Origin of the sequence: Amycolatopsis sp. NPDC059021 (assembly GCF_042739895.1) — a bacterium.
Taxonomy (GTDB): domain Bacteria; phylum Actinomycetota; class Actinomycetes; order Mycobacteriales; family Pseudonocardiaceae; genus Amycolatopsis.
In genome coordinates, this window is the sequence record NZ_JBHYIQ010000051.1 from 37638 (window position 1) to 56850 (window position 19213).

General features: G+C 69.4%; 18 protein-coding genes. 6 read left to right on the plus strand and 12 right to left on the minus strand.

Translation table 11 applies throughout. The features are described from left to right. Window positions 1-4 precede the first annotated feature (4 nt). The 4 genes from ACFWX1_RS27400 to ACFWX1_RS27415 all read right to left on the minus strand — a co-directional run bounded on the left by ACFWX1_RS27400 (window position 5) and on the right by ACFWX1_RS27415 (window position 4455). Complete coding sequence (locus ACFWX1_RS27400) at window positions 5-1447, minus strand: FGGY-family carbohydrate kinase (protein WP_378392013.1); 1443 nt, start codon at window positions 1445-1447, stop codon at window positions 5-7. Beyond that, window positions 1444-2781 (minus strand): MFS transporter, encoded by a 1338-nt coding sequence (locus tag ACFWX1_RS27405; protein ID WP_378392015.1) that lies wholly within the window; start codon window positions 2779-2781, stop codon window positions 1444-1446. Before ACFWX1_RS27405 ends, ACFWX1_RS27400 begins: the two co-directional genes overlap by 4 nt. Window positions 2782-3041: 260 nt before the next feature. Beyond that, complete coding sequence (locus ACFWX1_RS27410) at window positions 3042-3833, minus strand: DeoR/GlpR family DNA-binding transcription regulator (RefSeq protein ID WP_378392017.1); 792 nt, start codon at window positions 3831-3833, stop codon at window positions 3042-3044. 4 nt (window positions 3834-3837) lie between these two features. Beyond that, the gene (locus ACFWX1_RS27415; RefSeq protein WP_378392019.1) at window positions 3838-4455 is read right to left on the minus strand and encodes a histidine phosphatase family protein; all 618 of its coding nucleotides are present in this window, start codon (window positions 4453-4455) and stop codon (window positions 3838-3840) included. 73 nt (window positions 4456-4528) lie between these two features. Here ACFWX1_RS27415 and ACFWX1_RS27420 point away from each other — a divergent pair, with 73 nt between their 5' ends. The 6 genes from ACFWX1_RS27420 to ACFWX1_RS27445 all read left to right on the plus strand — a co-directional run bounded on the left by ACFWX1_RS27420 (window position 4529) and on the right by ACFWX1_RS27445 (window position 10563). Continuing rightward, a complete protein-coding gene (locus ACFWX1_RS27420) occupies window positions 4529-5212 on the plus strand; it encodes an HAD family hydrolase (protein ID WP_378392021.1) in 684 nt (227 codons plus the stop codon). A 1-nt stretch (window position 5213) separates the two neighbouring features. Then, the gene (locus tag ACFWX1_RS27425) at window positions 5214-6905 is read left to right on the plus strand and encodes a dihydroxyacetone kinase family protein (protein WP_378392022.1); all 1692 of its coding nucleotides are present in this window, start codon (window positions 5214-5216) and stop codon (window positions 6903-6905) included. Beyond that, window positions 6905-7360: an RpiB/LacA/LacB family sugar-phosphate isomerase gene (locus ACFWX1_RS27430; protein ID WP_345406389.1), complete on the plus strand. Its 456-nt coding sequence runs from the start codon at window positions 6905-6907 to the stop codon at window positions 7358-7360. Before ACFWX1_RS27425 ends, ACFWX1_RS27430 begins: the two co-directional genes overlap by 1 nt. A 69-nt stretch (window positions 7361-7429) precedes the next feature. Beyond that, complete coding sequence (locus tag ACFWX1_RS27435) at window positions 7430-8470, plus strand: 2-hydroxyacid dehydrogenase (RefSeq protein WP_378392024.1); 1041 nt, start codon at window positions 7430-7432, stop codon at window positions 8468-8470. Beyond that, a complete protein-coding gene (locus ACFWX1_RS27440; protein ID WP_378392026.1) occupies window positions 8467-9915 on the plus strand; it encodes an FGGY family carbohydrate kinase in 1449 nt (482 codons plus the stop codon). The genes ACFWX1_RS27435 and ACFWX1_RS27440 overlap by 4 nt, the downstream gene beginning before the upstream one ends. Then, window positions 9916-10563: a class II aldolase/adducin family protein gene (locus ACFWX1_RS27445; protein WP_378392028.1), complete on the plus strand. Its 648-nt coding sequence runs from the start codon at window positions 9916-9918 to the stop codon at window positions 10561-10563. A gap of 12 nt (window positions 10564-10575) precedes the next feature. Here the strand turns inward: ACFWX1_RS27445 and ACFWX1_RS27450 are convergent, their stop codons facing one another. The 8 genes from ACFWX1_RS27450 to ACFWX1_RS27485 all read right to left on the minus strand — a co-directional run bounded on the left by ACFWX1_RS27450 (window position 10576) and on the right by ACFWX1_RS27485 (window position 19081). Beyond that, on the minus strand, window positions 10576-11268 hold the full coding sequence (locus ACFWX1_RS27450) for an HD family phosphohydrolase (protein WP_378392030.1): 693 nt from the start codon (window positions 11266-11268) through the stop codon (window positions 10576-10578). Between the two features lie 72 nt (window positions 11269-11340). Next, entirely contained in the window at window positions 11341-11979 is a 639-nt protein-coding gene (locus tag ACFWX1_RS27455; protein WP_378392032.1) for a hypothetical protein, read from the minus strand. Window positions 11980-11984: 5 nt separating this feature from the next. Next, on the minus strand, window positions 11985-12866 hold the full coding sequence (locus ACFWX1_RS27460) for a hypothetical protein (RefSeq protein ID WP_378392066.1): 882 nt from the start codon (window positions 12864-12866) through the stop codon (window positions 11985-11987). A 648-nt stretch (window positions 12867-13514) separates the two neighbouring features. After that, window positions 13515-14948, minus strand: coding sequence for an MBOAT family O-acyltransferase (locus ACFWX1_RS27465; protein WP_378392034.1), 1434 nt, complete (start codon window positions 14946-14948; stop codon window positions 13515-13517). Between the two features lie 488 nt (window positions 14949-15436). Beyond that, window positions 15437-16393, minus strand: a complete 957-nt coding sequence (gene rlmB / locus ACFWX1_RS27470; RefSeq protein ID WP_378392036.1) for a 23S rRNA (guanosine(2251)-2'-O)-methyltransferase RlmB — start codon at window positions 16391-16393, stop codon at window positions 15437-15439. A gap of 37 nt (window positions 16394-16430) precedes the next feature. After that, the gene (cysS, locus tag ACFWX1_RS27475) at window positions 16431-17822 is read right to left on the minus strand and encodes a cysteine--tRNA ligase (protein ID WP_378392038.1); all 1392 of its coding nucleotides are present in this window, start codon (window positions 17820-17822) and stop codon (window positions 16431-16433) included. A gap of 73 nt (window positions 17823-17895) precedes the next feature. Further along, on the minus strand, window positions 17896-18585 hold the full coding sequence (locus ACFWX1_RS27480; protein WP_378392040.1) for an HAD family hydrolase: 690 nt from the start codon (window positions 18583-18585) through the stop codon (window positions 17896-17898). Between the two features lie 100 nt (window positions 18586-18685). Then, entirely contained in the window at window positions 18686-19081 is a 396-nt protein-coding gene (locus ACFWX1_RS27485; protein ID WP_378392042.1) for a PPOX class F420-dependent oxidoreductase, read from the minus strand. Window positions 19082-19213: the final 132 nt, after the last annotated feature.

Consider the following 19213-nt stretch of genomic DNA (forward strand, 5'->3'; position numbering starts at 1 on the left):
CGGTTCAGCGCTGCGTGGTGGCGTACAGCTCGCTGTCGATCCACCCGCGTTCATGGAGTGCTGCGCAAAAACGCCGGTAGGAAGCGGAAAGCGCCTCCTGCTCGGCCACCTCGGGTTCGATCAGGGTGCCCCCGGGCAGCTCCCCGCACACCGCGGTGAGACCGCCCGGGAGCACCCCGGCCGCGGCGAGCAACGCCGCGCCGTAGCCCGTCTCGGCGTTCGGGGCGACGCGCAGGCCGAGCCCGGTCACGCTCGCCCGGATACGTGTCCACAGTGGACTGCGGCTGCCGCCGCCCGCCGCCAGCAACGGGCCCGTCATTGCCACGCCGAGCCGGCGTAGATGGTCCAGGGCGAGACGTTCGAGGAAAGCGACCCCTTCGAGCCGCGCCCGGTGCAGTTCGGCTTCGTCGGCCGGGGTGCCGAGCACGAACCCCTCGGCCTCCGCACTGGCGAACGGAAAGCGTTCCCCGGTGCGCCGCAACGGATAGGCGACGATCCCGGCAGGCCCGCGCGCGGCCGCCGCGGCGTCGAGCGCGGGCAGATCAGGCTCGCCGGAAACGGCCTCGCCACCGGTGTTCGAGGCCCCGCCCGGCAACCACCAGCCGTCGGGATGGCGGTGGCTGTAGACGACGCCGGCCGGATCCGGGACCAGTTCGGCCGTCACTCCCTTGAGGACATACGTGGTGCCGAGAATCCCGACGAACTGCCCTGGCGCGACCGCACCGGCCGCGAGCTGTCCGGCACAGCCGTCGGTCATCCCGGCGACCACCTCGCAGCCCGCCGGAAGCCCGGCGACGGGCTGGGGGACCCGGCCGAGCACGGTGGCCGGCGCGACCACCGGCGGGAGCAAGCTTTCGGGCACGCCCAGCCCCGCGAACACCTCGTGCGGCCATTCGCGGGCGCGGGGGTCGTAACCGCTCTTCAACGCGTGTGACCAGTCGGCCGCGACCGGGCCGCCGGTCAGCTTCGCCGCGATCAGGTCCGCGGTGTGCTGGATCTTCGTGACCTCGGGGACGTGCTCGGCGAGCCAGGCGATCCGGCCGAGCGCCGAGGTCGCCGACACCCCGGACCCGAGTGCCCGCCAGCGTTCGGCACCCAGCTCCGCCGCTTTCGCGTTGTACTCGGCGCCGCGCCGGTCGTCGTACATCAGCGCCGGGCCGACCGGCTCGCCGCGGGAATCGACCCCGGCGATGGTGCCCGAGGTGGCCGCGATCGCCACCGCGGCCACCTCGGAGCCGTGGCCGGGCAGCGCGGCGGTGACCCGCCCCAGCGCCGCCTCGGCCGCGGGCCACCACGACCTCGCGTCCTGCTCGCTGTGTCCGCTGCCGTCCCTGACCGGCGCGGCCAGCGGTTCGGCGGCGGAGGCCAGCACGGTGCCGTCGCGCACCGCGAGGGCACGGACCCCCGCGGTGGCGACGTCGAGGCCGATGGTGACCAGCTCGTTCACGCTGTCGCGACCTTCTCTCCGACTTGTTGCAGGCTCGCGTCCTCCGCGATCGCCTTTTCGGTCTCCTCGGGCAGTTTCAGGAAGCGCACCAGCACCGCGGCGACGAGGTAGAGCACCGCGAAGATGATGACCACGCCCGCGGCCCCTGCCGGGCCGAGGAACAGGCTCACGATCGCCGGGCCGACGAACGCGGCCGCGCCCGCGCCGAGGTTGAGCAGTGCCATCGCGCCGCCCTTGTGGTCAGGCGCCAGCGAGGGCAGCAGCGCCGAGATCGGCACGAATCCGGCGAGCGTCGCGCCGTACAGCGCGCCGACGATCAGCGCGAGCCAGTAGTACTGCGCGCCCATCGCCACCGGGACGAAGTACAGCAGCAGGATGGAGATCGCGCAGCCGACCGCGCCGAACCAGAAGATCGTGGTGCGCCAGCCGATCTTGTCGCTCAGCACGCCGAAGATCAGGTTGAAGAAGATGTTCGTCCCGTAGATCACCGACACCAGCAGCAGCCAGCGGCTCTCGCCGAACCCGATCTGGCTGATGAAGATCGTCGGGAAGAACACGAGCATGCCGAACTCGGGCGCGGTGTTGATGACGCGGACGATCATGCCGATCCCGACCCGGGGCTTCTTCCACGCGATCGACACGCTGGACACCAGGCTCTGCACGGGTTTCACGTCCGGCGGAGCGAGCCGCGAGTACCCGGTGCGCTGCCGGACGCCGAAGATCGCGATCAGGCCGCCGAGCGCGAGCAGGCCCACCGAGACCCACAGTGTCCCGTAGTGCCCGAGCAGCGGGTTGGTGAAGCTGGCGACGAGCGCGCCCAGCGTGGGCAGCCCGCCGGTGAAGGCGAAGTAGAACCAGCCGACCGCCGCGCCGAGCCGCGCGACCGGTGCCACCGCGGTGATCCACACCAGGAAGCCGAAGGCGAACATCGGATAGCCGAAGCCGCGGATCCCGTAGAAGATCAGCATCAGCGGGTAGTTCCCGGTGCCGACCGCGGCGGCCAGGAACAGGACGTCGAACACCAGCCAGATGGCGAGCCCGGCCATCATCACCCGGCGCGGCCCCCACAGATCCGACAGCGCGCCGGACAGCCAGGACGCCAGCATCACCGCGACGCCGTACACGGTGATCACATAGGACGCCCTGATCTCCGTGCCGGCCCCGTTGCTCGCCATGAACGGCGCGATGAAGCCGGATTCGACTCCGTCACCGATCATGAACAGCAGCAGGCCGAGGTACCCGCAGAACAGGGGTGCGGGCAGCCCCCACCTCGTGAGCACGCGGGCGAATCCGCCGCTCCGCGCTGGGGACAACCCCGATGTTGTCTGGCTCATGCACGCCTCCATGCGTCGAGTTCAACGTATCATGGACCGTGTTAACTTCGCACACAAGATGTTAGTTCGAACTTCTTCGTGTTAACTCGGGGCGTCGTCGCGCGGCTACCCACCGCGTCGATCTTGGGTTGTCCCTGAAGGACGCCTTCAGTGCGTTGGATGCGCTGAAGGGCCCCTTCGGTGCATTGGTTGCGACGAGGGCGTCCCTCGGTGCGTTCAGTGCACCCAGGGCGTCCCTCGGCTCATCGGCCCCGGCGAACTCAGTCCGCGACCGCGACCTTCACCCGGTTCCGCAGTTCGTCGAGCACGTGGCGATCCGTGCCGGCATCGACGATCAGCAGGTCGAAGTCCGAAAGCGGGGCCAGCCGGTGCAGCGCGGCGCGCGACATCTTGCTCGAGTCCATCAGCAGGACTTTCTGCCGCGCGCTGGCCAGCATCGCCCGCTTGATCATCACGATCTCGGGCTCCTGGTGGAACGTCTGCTCGGTGTTCATCGCCGACGTCGAGACGAACGCGACGTCCACCGAAAGCCGCTCGATCGCCTCCAGGCTCTGCATGCCGAGGAACGAGTCGTGCGTGCTGGAGTAGTCGCCGCCGATGCAGATCAGCCGGACCTCGTCGAGCTGTTTGAGCAGGTCGAGGGCGCCGAGGTAGTTCGTCGCGACGGTCAGCGGCGTGACCTCGCCCAGCAGCTTGGCCAGTGCCAGCGCGCTCGTCGAGTCGTCGAGCAGGACCGACATCCCCGGCTCGACCTCGTCCAGCGCCCGTCGCGCGATCGACGCCTTGGCCTCCGCGTGCGCCTGCATCCGGTACTCGGCGTTGCTCTCGAACACCGTCGAGGGCATGGCCGAAACGCCGCCGCGGTACTTGCGGACCAGTCCCTTGCGCACGAGCTCGTCCACGTCCCGGTGCACGGTCATGTGACTGACGCCGGACAGCCGCACCAGCTCCAGGATCGACGCCGACCCCTTCGAGAAGATCGTGTCGACCAGCATCTGCTGGCGGCGGTCGCGGGAGTGGGCGCTGCCGCTCGTCGGTTTCTCGCTGGACATGGGTTCAGTATCGCGCGTTCACCGGGGTGTTGAAGCGGAGCAGGGCGGTGTTTTCGCCGTCGATCCGCAGTTCGGTGAGCGCGACGTTGTCCACGCGCGGGAACACCGTGCGATACGTCCTCAGTGGAATGCCCAGCATCGCGCACAGGACCAGCCGGAGCAGCGTGTTGTGCGCGACGACGAGCGCGGTGCCACCGTCGGCGGCCGCGGCGACCTCGCGGAGCGCGGCCACCCCACGCGCCGCGACCTCGGCAGGCGGTTCGGAGCCGGGGAACGCGCCGTCCACCGGATTCGCCAGGAACCGTTGCAGCGCCAGGGGATCGGACTCCCGCAGCTCCTCGCGGGTCCGGCCCTCCGCGATGCCGAAGTGCGATTCACGCAGGCCTTCGACGATCGTCGGCGTCATCCCGAGCGCGGTCGCCGTGGGCTCCATCGTGCGGATGGCGCGCTGCTGAGGCGAACAGAACAACGCCGTCGGCTTCGCGTCGCGTGCGTACTCCGCGAGTGCTTCCGCCTGGCGGAGTCCCTCCTCGGTCAGCGCCACCTCGCTGCTGCCTGCGTACCTGTTCTCCGCGTGCCACTCCGTCTGGCCGTGCCTGGCCAGCAGCAGTCGTGTGACCACTGTTCCTCCTCGCTCTTGCGAACATCTCATAGACGATGTTAACTTAACATCGTCCGTGTGAAAGGGGATCTTGATGGGGCTCGGTGCGGTGGTATTCGACCTGGACGGTGTCCTGGTCGACAGTGAACACCTCTGGGAGGAGAACTGGGTCGCCTACGCGGCCCGGCACCAGATCGAGTGGACGGCTGAGGACACCGCGTCGGTGCAGGGGATGAGTGCCCCCGAATGGGCTGCTTACCTGGCGCGCCGGTGCGGCGAACCGAGCCGTGCACGCGAAGTGGAGCAGGCCGTGGTCGACGGCATGATCGCGTCGATCGAGGCCGGTGAGGCGCCGCTGCTGCCGGGTGCGGGTGCCATGGTGCGCGAGGTCAGCGCGCGGGTGCCGGTCGCGCTCGCGTCGTCCGCGGCCCGCCGGGTGATCGACGCGGTGCTCGAAAAGCACGAGCTGACCGGCGAGTTCACCGCGACGGTGTCGAGCGCCGAAGTGGCCAGGGGCAAGCCAAGCCCGGACGTGTACCTGGAAGCGGCGTCCCGGCTCGGCCGGTCCGGCGCGGAATGCCTCGGCGTGGAGGACTCCAGCAACGGGATCCGCGCGGCCGCGGCCGCCGGGCTGACCGTGATCGCGCTGCCGAACCCGACGTATCCGCCGAAGCCGGACGCGCTGGAGCTGGCCAGCGCGGTGGCGGAAAGCAATGACGACGTGCGCCGGAAGCTGCTGGCCTATCTGGCCGGTGAGCCGGTGGCGGCAGGAGAATGACATGACGACTCTCGGTACCGCGGAGACGTTCAAGCGCGAATGGCTGGACGGGTTCGCCACCGCGTACGGCCGCACGGTCCGCAAGGTGCCCGGCGCCTACGGCGTCGTGCGCCGTGAGGACACCCGGCCCGGCAAGGTCGCGGTGGTCATCGGCGGTGGCTGCGGGCACTACCCGGCGTTCGCCGGGCTGGTCGGGCCCGGCCTCGCCGACGGCGCGGTGGTGGGTGACGTGTTCACCAGCCCGAGCGCCGAGCAGGTGTACCGCACCGCGCGGGCGGCCGAGAGCGGTGCCGGAGTCCTTTTCGGATACGGGAACTACCAGGGCGACGTGCTCCACTTCGGACTGGCCGCGCGCAGGCTGGCCGCCGAGGGTGTCGAGAGCCGCACGATCCTGGTCACCGATGACATCGCGAGCGGTCCTGCGGAGAATCCCGAGCGTCGTCGTGGTGTCGCGGGCGATTTCCTGGTGTTCAAGATCGCCGGTGCCGCGGCCGAACGCGGTGATGACCTCGCCGGGGTGTACGCGGCGGCCGAGAAGGCGAACGCGCGAATCAGGACGTTCGGTGTCGCGTTCGGCGGCTGCACGCTGCCCGGCGCGGCCGAGCCGCTGTTCACCGTCGGCGAGCGGGAGATGGAACTCGGGCTCGGGATCCACGGCGAGCCCGGCGTGCGCACGGTCGGCAGGCTGTCCGCGGCCGAACTGGCCGACGAACTGGTCGATGGGCTGCTGCCCGAGCTTCCGGAGGGTGACGGGCGGATCGTGGTGCTGCTCAACGGTCTCGGCCGCACCAAGTACGAGGAAATGTTCGTCACCTACACCCGGGTGCACGAGCGGCTGGCCGCGGCGGGGCTGAGCCCGCTGCACACCGAGGTCGGCGAGTTCGTGACCTCGCTGGACATGGCGGGCGTTTCGCTGTCGGTCATGGTGCTGGACGACGAACTGGCCGAGCTGTACGCGGCGCCGTGTGACACCCCGGGCTACCGCAACACCGGTTCGGTGCTGGCGAAGGTCGACCTGGAGTCCACAGTGGACGAACTGCTGGCCGGGACACAGCCGGGCAGCACCGTGGTGGACAGGGCGCTGACGGCGGCGTTGCAGAGCATAGAGGCGAACGAGGACGAGCTGGGCAGGCTGGACGCCGTCGCGGCGGACGGGGACCACGGGCTCGGCATGACCCGCGGGATGCGCGCGGCGGTGGCCGCGGCGCGGCGGGAAAGCGAGACGATCTCCGGCGCACTGCTCGCGGCGGGCACGGCCTTCGCGGACGCCGCGGGCGGTGCGTCCGGCGCGCTGTACGGCGTCCTGCTGGCGGAAACCGGCGCCGGGCTGAGTGGTCTCGGCGGCGACGAGATCACTGCGGGCCACCTCGCGGCGGCGGTGGAGAAAGCCGTGCGTGCCTTCGTCGAACTCGGCAAGGCCGAGCCCGGTGACAAGACGATGCTGGACGCGATCGAGCCCTTCCGCACGGTCCTGCGAGAACAGGCGGAAGACGGCGCGGACGTCGCGCAGGCATGGCGGAAGGCGGCTTCGGCGGCGGTGACGGCGGCCGAGTCGACAGCGCACCTGGTGCCCGCCAAGGGACGTGCCGCGCGGCTGGCGCAGCGCAGCAAGGGACACCCCGACCCCGGGGCCGTCTCCTTCTCGCTGCTGGTCACCGCTGTCGGCGAGGTTGTGGGAAAGGACGAGAACTGATGCGGATCGTGGTGGCGGCGGACAACGCCGGGGTCGGGCTGAAGGACCAGCTGCGGGATCTGTTGCTCGCCGACGAACGCGTCGACGAGGTGACCGATCTCGGCGTGGCCAGCGGTGCCGACGAGCGGGCGTACCCGTTGCTCGGGCTGGCGGCCGCCGAGACGATCGCCCGCGGTGAGGCCGATCGCGGGGTGCTGGTCTGTGGCACCGGGATCGGCATGGCGATCTCGGCCAACAAGGTGCCCGGTGTGCGTGCGACGGTCGCGCACGACTCCTACTCCGCCGAGCGGTCGATCAAGTCGAACGACTGCCAGGTGATCACGTTCGGCGCCCGCGCGATCGGCCCCGAGCTGGCCAAGAAGATCGTCACCGAATGGGTGGGGTACCGCTTCGATCCGGGCTCGCCCAGCGCGAGCAAGGTCGCGCACATCACCGAGTACGAGAAAGCTCACTGAAGCGTTCGCCGCGCGGTTGACGAGCACGCGGCACGGGTTCTTACTGGAACAGCGAGGGAAGGAGCAGCGTTGCGCATTCTCGCTGCGGGAGACCATTTCGTCGGCCCCGATCTGCTGGTCGCAGCGGTCCGGTCGGAGCTGGACGGTGATCACGAGATCGCCGAGTTGAAGCTGCCGTGGCCGGTCGAGCCGTTCGGGCCCGTCGGCACCGTGCACGAGGCCAGCGGCACCGAACAGCAGGTGATCGACGCGCTCGGCGGCGCGGAGGTCGTCGTGACGCAGATGGCGCCGTTCACCAAGGAGGTCTTCGCGGCGGCGGAGAACCTGAAGCTGGTCTCGGTGTGCCGGGGTGGGCCGGTGAACGTCGATCTCGCCGCGGCGACGGAGGCCGGTGTGGCGGTCACGTACGCGCCCGGCCGCAACGCCGGCGCGGCGGCCGAGTTCGCGATCGGCATGATCCTCGCCGCGATGCGGCGGATTTCGACGTCCTCGGCGGAGTTGCTCGGCGGCACCTGGCGCGGCGACTACTACGCCTACGACCAGGCAGGTCTCGAAATCAACGGCACCACCGTCGGCCTCGTCGGCTACGGCGCGATCGGTTCGCGGGTGGCCAAGGTCCTCGGCGCGTTCGGTGCCGAGGTACTGGTCGCGGACCCGTATGCAGACCCGGCCGCGGTGGCAGTGGACGGCGCCCGCGTCGTCGAGCTGGACGAACTGCTGCGAAACAGCCATGTCGTCAGCCTGCACGCCCGGCTCACCGAGCAGACCCGGCACCTCATCGACGCGGAGAAGCTGGCGTTGCTGCCACACGGCGCGATCCTGGTGAACACCGCGCGCGGTGGCCTGCTCGACTACGCCCCGCTCCCGGAAGCCTTGCGCAGCGGCAAGCTCGGCGCGCTGGCGCTGGACGTGTACGACGTCGAGCCGCCGCCCGCGGACTGGGCTCTGCGGGACGTGCCGAACGTCGTCGCCACTCCCCATCTGGCCGGTGCGAGCAGGCAGACCGCCGAGCGGGCCGCCGCGATCGTGGCGGCCGAGGTCGGCCGGTACGCGCGCGGGGAAACCCTCGCGAACCTCGCCAACCCCGAGGTGCTCGGGCAGCGGCCATGATCGTCGGCGTCGATATCGGCACCTCGCTGACCAAGGCGGTGGTCTTCGACGAGGCCGGGGTGTCGGTCGCGACCGCGTGCACCCGGTCCGAGGTGCACCACCTGTCCGGTGGCCGGGTGGAACAGGATCTCGGCCAGGTCGTGGGCACTGTCGCCACGGTCGTCCGCGAGGTCACCGCCCAGCTGCCGGAGCCGGTCACCGCGCTCGCCCTCACCGGTCAGGGTGACGGGCTGTGGCTGCGGGACGAAGCCGGCGACGCGGTGCGTCCCGCCATTTCCTGGCTGGACGGGCGCGCGAACGCGCTGCTGGCCAAATGGCAGGCGGACGGTGTCACCCGCGAGGTGTTCCGGCGCACGGGTTCGGGGATGTTCCCCGGCTGCGCGGCGGCGATCATGTCCTTTTTGGACACTCATGAGCCGGAGGCGCTCGATCGGGCCGTGGTGGCCGGGTACTGCGTGGACGCGGTGCTGCAGCAGCTGACCGGCGAGATCACCGTCGACGTCTCCGACGCGTCGCTGCCCTTCCTCGACCCGGCGACGAGGAAGTACGACGAGAGCGCGATCGCGGCCTGTGGTCTCACCCACCGGCGTTCGCTGTTCGCCGAACCGGCTCCCGCGAAAACCGTTTTCCGCCTGGACAACCGGGGCGCGGAGTTGCTCGGTCTTCCGGCAGGGCTGCCGGTCACGGCGGGCCCGTTCGACCTCCCGGCGAGCGCGATCGGCGCGGGCGTGCGTGAGCCCGGCGACGGGATTCTCACCGCGGGCACCACCCTCGCCTGCCAGGTACTGACCAGGGACGCGACGTTCGATCCGGACGGCGAACCCGCCGGGATGTTCCTGTGTACTCCGGAGCCCGGCGAGTACCTGCGTGCCATGCCCGCGATGGTGGGCACGGCCGGGATCGACTGGGTGTGCCAGCTGCTCGGCATCGACGTGGCGGACATCGACCCGCTCCTCGCGAGTTCGACGCCGGGTGCCGGCGGAGTGCAGGCGCTGCCGTTCCTGTCCGTCTCCGGGGAACGCGCCCCGTTCGTCGACGCGACGGCGCGGGCTCAGTTTTCCGGGCTGAGCCTGGAAACCGGGCGGGCCGAACTGGTGCGCGCGCTCTGCGAGTCGGTCGCCTACGCGGCACGGCACTGTTTCGAAGCAGCCGGGCTTTCCGGCCGCTTGTACGCCTGCGGCGGCGGGGTGCGCTCGGCCGGATGGATCCGGATCTTCGCCGACGTGCTCGGCCGTCCGATCGTCATTCCCGGTGATCCGGGTGTCGGTGCCCGCGGCGCGGTGCTCACCGCGGCCGACGCGCTCGGGCAGCCCTACGATCGTGATCGCTGGGCGGACAACGCGCGTACTGTGGAATTCCGGCCGGGCAATGTCGAGATCTACGAGCGCGGATACGCCGACTACCAAGCGAGTCTCGCGGCCGCGCGCGGGCTCTGGAGGCTCTGAATGATCTTGGCGGAGGAGCGGGCGGAAGTCTGCGCGTACGCACGCCGGATGACCACGGACGGTCTGGTCGTCGGCACCTCGGGCAATGTGTCCGTGCGGGTGGGGGATCGGGTCGCGGTGACCCCGACCGGGGTCGACTACGAGAAACTCACCGCGGCGGACATCCCGGTGGTCGCGCTCGACGGTTCGCCGGTGGACGGCGAACTCAAGCCCACCAGCGAACTCCCCATGCATCTCACCGTGTACAACGAGGCCGCCGATCCGGACGGCAAACCGGTCACCGCGGTCGTGCACACGCACTCGGTGTACGCGACGGCGGTGTCGACGCTGGTCAACGAGGTTCCGCCGATCCACTACATGCTGGCGGCGATCGGACCGACGGCGCGGGTGGCCCGGTATGCCACCTATGGCACCGAAAGGCTGGCGAAGGCGATGCTCGAGGCGCTCGACGAGCGCCGCGGCTGCCTGCTGGCCAACCACGGCACCATCACCTACGGCGACGGGCTGGGCGCGGCGTACCACCGGGCCCAGCAGCTGGAATGGGTGTGCCAGCTCTGGCTGCTCGCGCGCTCCGCGGGCAGCCCGAGCCTGCTGCCGCCCGCGGAGATCGAGCACGTGGTCGAGAAGCTGCGCGGCTACGGCCAATAGCCGTACCGGGCGTCAGGACGCGGCCGCCGCCGTGTCCACGGCGTGCACCGCGTCGAGCAGTTCGGCCACGGTCGGATCGTCGACGGCTTCCTTGATGCATTGCCACAGCTGGAGATTCGCCATCGCCCACCGCGAGTAGGTCGCGGCGGCTTCCGGGTTGTAGAAGTAGTAGCCCTCGTCGTGGACGTCGCATTGCTCCCCGACGATCTTGTGGGCCAGCTCGCGGAGACTCAGGCCGTTCTCGCGCAGGTAGCGGTGGGCCAGCACCACCGGCGTCACCGGGAGCGCCTTGAACAGGGTGTCGGCATCACTCAGCGCCTGAGCCTCAAGCGAGATGTCGCGGCCACGGGTGGCCATCTCGGCCTCGTCGACGATTTCGTCGATCCACCGCGCGACATCGTCCGGCACCCCGCACTCGGCGAGGATCCCCAGCCGCAGCTTCCGGCCCGCGGCGGCCGGGGAGTTCCGCAGCACGAGATAGTTCACGTCGTGGACGAGGGCGGCCACCTCCACGACAGTGCTGTCGGCGCCGTTGTGCCCGGCGAAACCGAGTGCCTTCGCGCGGACGAAACTGACGTGATGCCAGCCGTGGAAGGGAAGTTGCTTGGCGTAACGCCAGCACAACTGCTGCACTCGGTGCTCGACCGCGGCGACGATCGACGGCGGAATAGTCCGATTCTGTAACGGAATCTGATGCGTACGCATACACCTCTCCGATCCCGGCTTCCGGATAAGACGGGTGGAGTAATGGTATGCGTCTTTGACGTCGGTGTGTAGCTAGAGGCGGGTGGCCAGTTCCCCCAATCGGACCTCGACCGGAACGTGACGATGCCCGACACCGGTGGTGGGATCGAAGGAAAGACTGGAACTGGACACCGGCCGTGATTTCACCAGGAAGGTCATCGTCTGCTCGGCCGCCTCCGGTATGCGATGGAATTCGTCGGCGTGCATCACCGCGCACGAACCCGTCTGGCACAGCGTGCGCCGCCTGAGCTGCACCGCGGTGATCAGCCCGGTGTACCGATCCCGGGTCGTTGTGTAGCGCTCGTGGAGGTAGTTACCGCGGAGAATGGTGGTACAGAAGTGATACCTGTGGTTGTGCACCGTATCGGCGTAGCCCTCGCGCCAGTCTTCCAGCGGTTTGTATTCGTGCAGCCAGAACGAAAACGGTTCGTTCGGCGAATCACGCAGGCACCAGGCGAAGTGGGTGGTCGTTTCCCGCGAACTGCGGAGGATCGCTTCGGCCGTCTTGTGGTTCAGCGAGCGCAACCAGTCGCGGAGTTCGGTGCGCAGGCCGGTCTGTGCCACCCAGGATCGGAACCACGTGTCCACTGTGCCCCAGTCCTGCGTCAGCGGGAAGGCCGCCGAGCGCAACTGTGTGGCCAAATCGGTGAGAGGGGACAAGCGGGTGAGCAAGTCGGTCAGCTCCCTAGCTCGGCCGCGGCGGAGAACTCCGCCCGGAAGGCATGGAACTTGTCTTCCAGCTCGCGGAAATGCTCCGGCGTCAACGCGGATCCGGTGATTTTTTCGAACAGGGCAAGGAAATCCGCCCGCGTGGTGGCGGGCGTGATGCGGAACTGGCGGCCGCTGCGCGCCTGCGAGACGCGCAGGAACTCGGCCCGTTCCATGTTGTACAGGAAGGAACCCGCGGTGAACCGCAGCGTGCGCGGGTACAGTTTGGTCGCGCCGCGGATGTCGCTGTAGAGCGTCACCCACACGCTGTCGTCGAACATCTCCAGCCGGTCCAGCGGCGGATCCGCGATCACGGTGATGTCGACCTGCGCGCACCGGCCGCGGGCGAGGAACAGCCCGGCGAGGCCGATGTGGATTTCCTCGTCGAGTCTGCTCTGGATGTCTTCGAGGTCGACGCCGCCAGCCTCGCGGCGCAGCAGATAGCGGGCCCGCCCGCTGATCGCCCCGGCGTCCCGGGGGTCGGCGATGACGGCCCGCAACTCTCTTTCCGTGCGGGACAACAACAATCGAGCCGCCGCGTGCCGGCCGGAGAAGCCGCGGAAGAAGTACTGCCGTGTCGCGTCCAGATCGGTCATGAGCACCCGGTTGAACGCGGGGTCCGGATCGGTGGTCGCTTCGAAGACGTGCGTCGGGAAGAACTCCTTGTTGAGGGAACGGTATTCGGCGCTGAGATCCTCCATCGCCCGGCGGCTTTCTTCGATCACCGGCGTCACCAGCGCGCGCTGGGAAGCGCTCGCGGTGATCAAGGTCTGGCCGAATCCGACCACGGCGGAGATCAACGTGCCGTTTCCGAGCGACGTGAGCAGGGTCTTGCCCGCGCCGGCGTCCATGGTGCTCGCTATCCACAGGCTGAGGCCAGCGACCACGACGAGAACGAACAGCAGAAGACTCGTCCTCGTCCAGAAAATCTCGTGCAATGGAGTACGGCGGAGCCGCCCGGCATCCGCAGCCACAGGTCACCTCCTCGGATCGCTCGAACGAAATGTGCAGTGCGTATCTGTTCGAGCGCGGGGAGTTACTTTACGCGCCCGAAGTGAACAGCGAAATAAGAAATTCGGGGGAACGCCGGACAGTGACCAAGTCACGCTGTGCAAGCGTATCCGGTCAGTAGTTAACCATCAAATGTGCGAAACCCTCGGCCGGCGCCGCGCGGTTTCATGCCTGCTCTTACCAGCCGAAAAGTGGTGGGACACGCTAGTTTCTCCGTATCCAGGAAGAACCTCGGGCCCGTGCCTGCCGCCGCCACGGCCCCCGGTGGGCTACCAGGGGCTGCGGGCCGGCCGGCAACCACCAGGGATCGTCACGTCTCACGCACCGGTCTGCCCGACGCGGCCACCAAGCCACACGGCTGCACGCCGGTTCGCCAGAACTGATTACCCCAAGTCCTAGTTTCTCCGATGTCGATGTCCGCGGGCAAGTGCGGCGAGTAAGAAGCGTCAGACGGGAGTCTCACAGGCGAGACGCGCGGTCCCCGTCGCTCAGAACTGGTAGTACAGGAAGGGGCTGAACGTGCCGGTCGCGACCAGGATGGCGGCGTAGACGAGCCCGACGGTCATGATCCCGAAGCGCAGCGCGTTGGCGGGTTTGCTGCGAGAGGACTCCAGCAGCGGCCCGGTCACCGGATGCGACGGCAGGAAGACGACGGCGAGCGCCGCGATCAGGATGACGAGCCGCTGGTTGGTCAGCGCGCTCTCGACGGCGTCGCCGAGACCGCCGAAGTCGGGCAGGAGCATGTGGCCGATCATGTTCAGCGCGCGTGGCAGATCCGCCGACTTGAAGAACACCCAGCCGAACACGACGAGCACCATCGTCAGCGCGCGCCGGGCGATGCGCGTCCAGCGGTTCGCCGGTTCGAGGTCGAAGCCGAAGGCACGCTCGATGACCAGCAGGGCGCCGTGGAAACAGCCCCACACCAGGAACGTCCACTGCGCGCCGTGCCAGAAACCGGTCAGCACGAACACGACGCACAGATTGCGGTAGGTGTGCCCGGCGCCGTTGCGGTTACCGCCGAGCGGGATGTAGACGTAGTCGCGGAACCAGCGTGACAGCGACATGTGCCAGCGTCGCCAGAATTCCGTGATCGTCACCGACGAGTACGGCCGCGCGAAGTTCTCCGGCAGGCGGAATCCCAGCATCCGGCCCAGTCCGATCGCCATGTCGGAGTAGCCGGAGAAGTCGAAGAACAGCTGGAGCGTGTAGCCGATCGCGCCGAGCCACGCGGTCGCGAAGGTCATGTGCTCGCTCGGGGTGGCGAAGCAGGCGTCGACCATCGGGCTGAGCGAGTCGGCGATGATCGCCTTCTTGCACAGCCCGAGCGCGAACCGGGGGAACCCGGCGGCGATGTCGTCGAGGCGGTGCGAACGCAGCTGCGGGAGCTGGTCGGCGATCTCGCGGTAGCGCACGATCGGGCCGGCGACCAGCTGCGGGAACATCGCGATGTACGCGGCGAACGCGATCGGGTTCCGCAGCGCGTGCCGCTCGCCGCGGTAGATGTCCACCACGTAGGAGATGTGGTGGAAGGTGTAGAACGAGATCCCGATCGGCACGACCAGGTTCGCCACCGGGAAGTCGCCGCCGAACCAGTGCGTGACGGCCGCGATCTGCTGGGTCGCGAACCCGGCGTACTTCCAGATCAGCAGCATCGTGACGTCGAACGCGATGACGGTGATCAGGATCCGCTTGCGCCGTTTGCCGTGCATGTCCCACGGGCTCGCCTCCAGCAGCGGCCCGGCGAAGAAGTTCACCACCATGCAGCCGAGCAGCAGGAGCAGCCAGGACCCGGCGCCGATCGTGTAGAACAGCAGGCTGCCGACCGCGACGATGCCGTTGCGCCAGCTCCGTGGGCACACCAGGACGGCGAGCAGCACCGCCGGCATGAAGTACCACAGGAACAGTGGCGAAATGAACGACACGGTCGCGGACCCCCTCGGTTATCCGCTGGTGACCTTAACCTGCTAGCCCCGGCCGGTGGGCCGAAGCCCGGTCATCGCCGCGCGAGAAGCGTCACGTTCCCGCTGGTCGGGTGCCGGAGCGATAGCAAAGGTCCCTCGCTCCCGCCGCGCGATAGCAAAGGTCCCTCGCTCTCGTCGCGCGAGGGGAGCGGTAGTAAAGGTCCCTTGCTCCCGTCCCCGGTGGTGGCGGGGTGACGTTGGTGGCTGGCAGGGCGGGCTTGTGGTGGTGTCGGTGTCGCGAAAGCTCCGTTGGGGACGGTGAACGTCCCCAACGACGCGTTCGGGACATGAGACCCGGCACCGGAGTGTCGCGAAGGGGACATCGACGGCGTTGAACGTCCCCAATGTGCCATTCACGACGTCGCTGACCAGCGCGAAAGCCCGCGCCAGGCGTGGCCCGGGGCGAACGCAACCGCCCACTACCGACAAAGCCCCAATGAGGCGCTGACTCAGACCCGTCCGGCGATACGACGGCGCCGCGCCACCTCGGCGAGCAGCACGCCCGCGGCGACCGACGCGTTCAGCGATTCGACACCCGCGGCCATCGGGATGGACACGGTCGCGTCGCACGTCTCCCGCACGAGCCGCGACAGCCCGCGCCCCTCCGACCCGAGCACGACGACCAGCGGGTCGGCCGCCAGCGAAAGCTCGTCGATGTCCACCGAACCGTCGGCGTCGAGACCCACGATCATGAGGCCCTCATTAGCCCACGCCTTGAGCTGGCGGGTCAGGTTGGTCGCCACCGCGATCGGCAGCTTCGCCGCCGTCCCGGCGCTGGTCCGCCACGCGACGGCGGTCATCCCGGCGCTGCGCCGCTCCGGAAGCAGCACGCCCTGCGCACCGAACGCGGCCGCCGAACGGATCACCGCACCCAGGTTCCGCGGGTCGGTGACGCCGTCGAGCGCGACGAACAGCGGGGTCTGGCCCGAGTCCCGCGCCACCGCCATCAGGTCGTCCGGGTGCACGTACTCGAACGGCGGAACCTGCAGGCCGAGGCCCTGGTGCATCGCGCGGTTCGTCTTGCGGTCGAGCTCCTCGCGCGGGATCTCCAGGATCGAGATGCCCTTGTCGCCCGCGAGCCGGACGGCCTCGTTGACGCGGTCGTCGAGCTCGATGTTGAGCGCGACGTACAGCGCGACGGCGGGTACGTCGGCACGCAGCGCCTCGACGACCGGGTTGCGCCCGGCGATCAGCTCCGGCTTGTCGGCCTTCTTCGTACGCTGCTCGTCACGACGCTTCGACGCCTGGGCCGCGCGGTACGCCTTGTGTCCGGGCCGGTCCTCCGCCTTGGGCGTCGGGCCCTTGCCCTCGAGGGCCTTCCGGCGCTGGCCGCCGGAGCCGACGACCTGGCCCTTCTTGGTGCCGGGCTTGCGGATAGCGCCCTGGCGCCGGGAGTTGCCTGCCATGCTGAAGATCCTTGTTCTCGGTTACGGCCGGGACGGGTCAGGAGTTCCTGACCGTCCACTGTGGACCGTTGGGGGTGTCCTCCACCACGATGCCCGCCTGCTGGAGGCGGTCACGGGCGGCGTCCGCGCGGGCGAAGTCCTTCTCGGCGCGGGCCTGCTGCCGTTCGGCGAGCAGCCCTTCCACGAGTTCGACCAGCGCCTGCCGGGTGGGCGTTTCGGAGCCGCCCGCCTCGGACCAGCGCGCGGAGAGCGGGTCGAGACCGAGCACGTCGGTCATCGCGCGCACGGCGGCGGCGACTTCGAGTGCCTTGGGAGTGTCGCCCGCGTCCAGCGCCGCGTTACCGTCGCGGACCGTGTTGTGGACCACGGCGAACGCCTGCGGGGTGGCCAGATCGTCGTCCATCGCGGCGGCGAAGTCGGCGGGGAGCTTGCCGATCGGCACCACCCCGGCCTGGCTCGCGGCCCGCCGCAGGAACTGCTCGATCCGCCGGTAGCCCTGCGCGGCCTCCGACAGCGCGCCGTCGGAGTACTCGATGGTCGAGCGGTAGTGCGGCTGGATGAGGTAGTACCGCAGCTCGGGCGCCCGGTAGTCCTTCAGCATCTGCGGGATCGACACGGTGTTGCCCAGTGACTTCGACATCTTCTCGCCGGACATGGTGACCCAAGCGTTGTGCAGCCAGAACCGCGCGAACGGATCGCCCGCCGCGTTCGACTGCGCCCGCTCGTTCTCGTGGTGCGGGAACACCAGGTCGACGCCGCCGCCGTGGATGTCGAACTCGGCGCCGAGGTACGTCGTCGCCATCGCCGAGCACTCCAGATGCCAGCCGGGACGGCCGTCGCCCCACGGCGTCGGCCACGACGGCTCGCCGGGCTTCGCGCTCTTCCACAGCGTGAAGTCGCGCGGGTCGCGCTTGCCCCTCGTCGGCGTCTCGCCCTGCTGGACGTCGTCGAGCTGCTGCCCGGACAGGCTGCCGTAAGCGTCGAACGACTTGACCGAGAAGTAGACGTCGCCGTCGGAGGCGTACGCGTGGCCGCGTTCGATCAGGCGCTCCATGAGCTGCACCATCTGGGTGACATGCCCGGTCGCGCGCGGGTTGATCGACGGCGGCAGGCAGCCGAGCTGGTCGTACGCGTCCTCGAACGCGCGCTCGTGCGTCGCCGCCCACTCCCACCACGGCCTGCCGTGCTCGGCGGCCTTGGTCAGGATCTTGTCGTCGATGTCGGTGACGTTGCGGACCAGGACGACGTCGAGTCCACTGTGGACGAGCCAGCGGCGCAGCACGTCGTAGTTGAGCGAGCCGCGGACGTGCCCGATGTGCGGAATGCCCTGCACGGTGGCCCCACACACGTAGATGGACGCCGTTCCGCTACGGACGGGATGAAACTCCCGCACGCTCCGGGTCGCGGTGTCGAAAAGGTGGAGGGTCACCCTTCAAAGGGTACGGGGTCGCTGTGGTCGATGTCGCAACCGGTCAGAAGGTGGCAGTGCGGGATAAGGCCGCTCAGAGCAGCCCGTGCGCACGCAGCGCGCCGAGCAGGGCGTCCGGCCGCTCGGCCGTGGGCAGCGGGTCGACCAGCGCGAACTCGCAGCCCAGCGCCCTGGCCCCGCCGTCGGCTTCCTCGCTGTCGCCGACCATCAGCGTCTCCTCGGCGCGTACGCCGAGGCGCTGCACGGCGGTCCGGAAGATCTCCAGCTCCGGCTTCACCGCGCCGACCTCGTACGAGAGGACGAACTCGTCGACGTGGGTGTCCCAGCCCCGCTGCGTGAACGCGGGCTTGATGTCGAAGGCGATGTTGCTCAGCACGCCCACCTTCAGCCCCTTGCCGGCGGCGCCCTTGAGCGCGGCCTCGGCGTCGGGGTACGGCGTCCACTGGCTCGGGTCGATCAGCCGGTCGTACAGCGCGACGGCCTGCTCGGGACGCGGGACGCCGGACTGGCGCAGCACCTCGAGGTAGACCTTCCGGTGCAGCACCGGGTCGCGGTCGCGGTTGTGCCAGGCGTGCAGATGCTCGGCGTCGAGGTCGACCACCTGGCCGACCGGGGCGGTCATCCGCCGCATGAGTTCGGTCTGCGCCTCGAGGTCGAGCCGCTCGCCGTCGTGGTCGGTGAGGTCGGTCAGCCAGGTCTCGTCCTGCTCGAGGCGGAACAACGTGCCGGAGAAGTCGAAGAGCACAGCCCGAATCGTGGTCACGTCCGCCACATTAGCCGCGTCCACCTGCGACTCGCCGCCGAATTGTGGCGTCCCACGCACTGAAATCCGGCGATTCGGCGGCGAGTTGCGGAGGACGCAATCAGGCGGCGTTGCCGACGATCTTCTCGGGGATGACGCGCACCAGCACGCGCACGACCTCCGGCGGCTCCTCGGGGTACGGCTTGTCCAGGTACTTGTGCGACAGCTCGTCGATCAGCTCCCGGCCGCCCTCGTCGGTCAGCTCCGCGCGGCCGCGGATCTCCACGTAGTTGTACGGGTTGTCCTGGTCGAAGATCGACACGGACACCCGCGGGTCGCGGGTCATGTTGCGTTCCTTGAGCCGTCCGCGCACCGTCGCGAAGATCAGCGTGTCGCCGTCCCGCTTCGCCCACAGGACCGACGTCTGGGCCGAGCCGTCCTTGTTCAGCGTGGCCAGCACCGGGAAGTTCTTGCCGTCGAGGAGAGCTTTGGTCGCCTCGTTGAAGGTCAATGCCATGAGGCGAAGCCTAAAGGGTCTCCCGGGGGGGGGGGGGGGGGGGGCGCGGGGGGGGAGGGGCCGCCCGGGCGCGCGCGCCCGCGCCCGCGCGGGGGCGGGCGCGGGCGCGCGCGCCCGCCCGCGCGCGCGAGA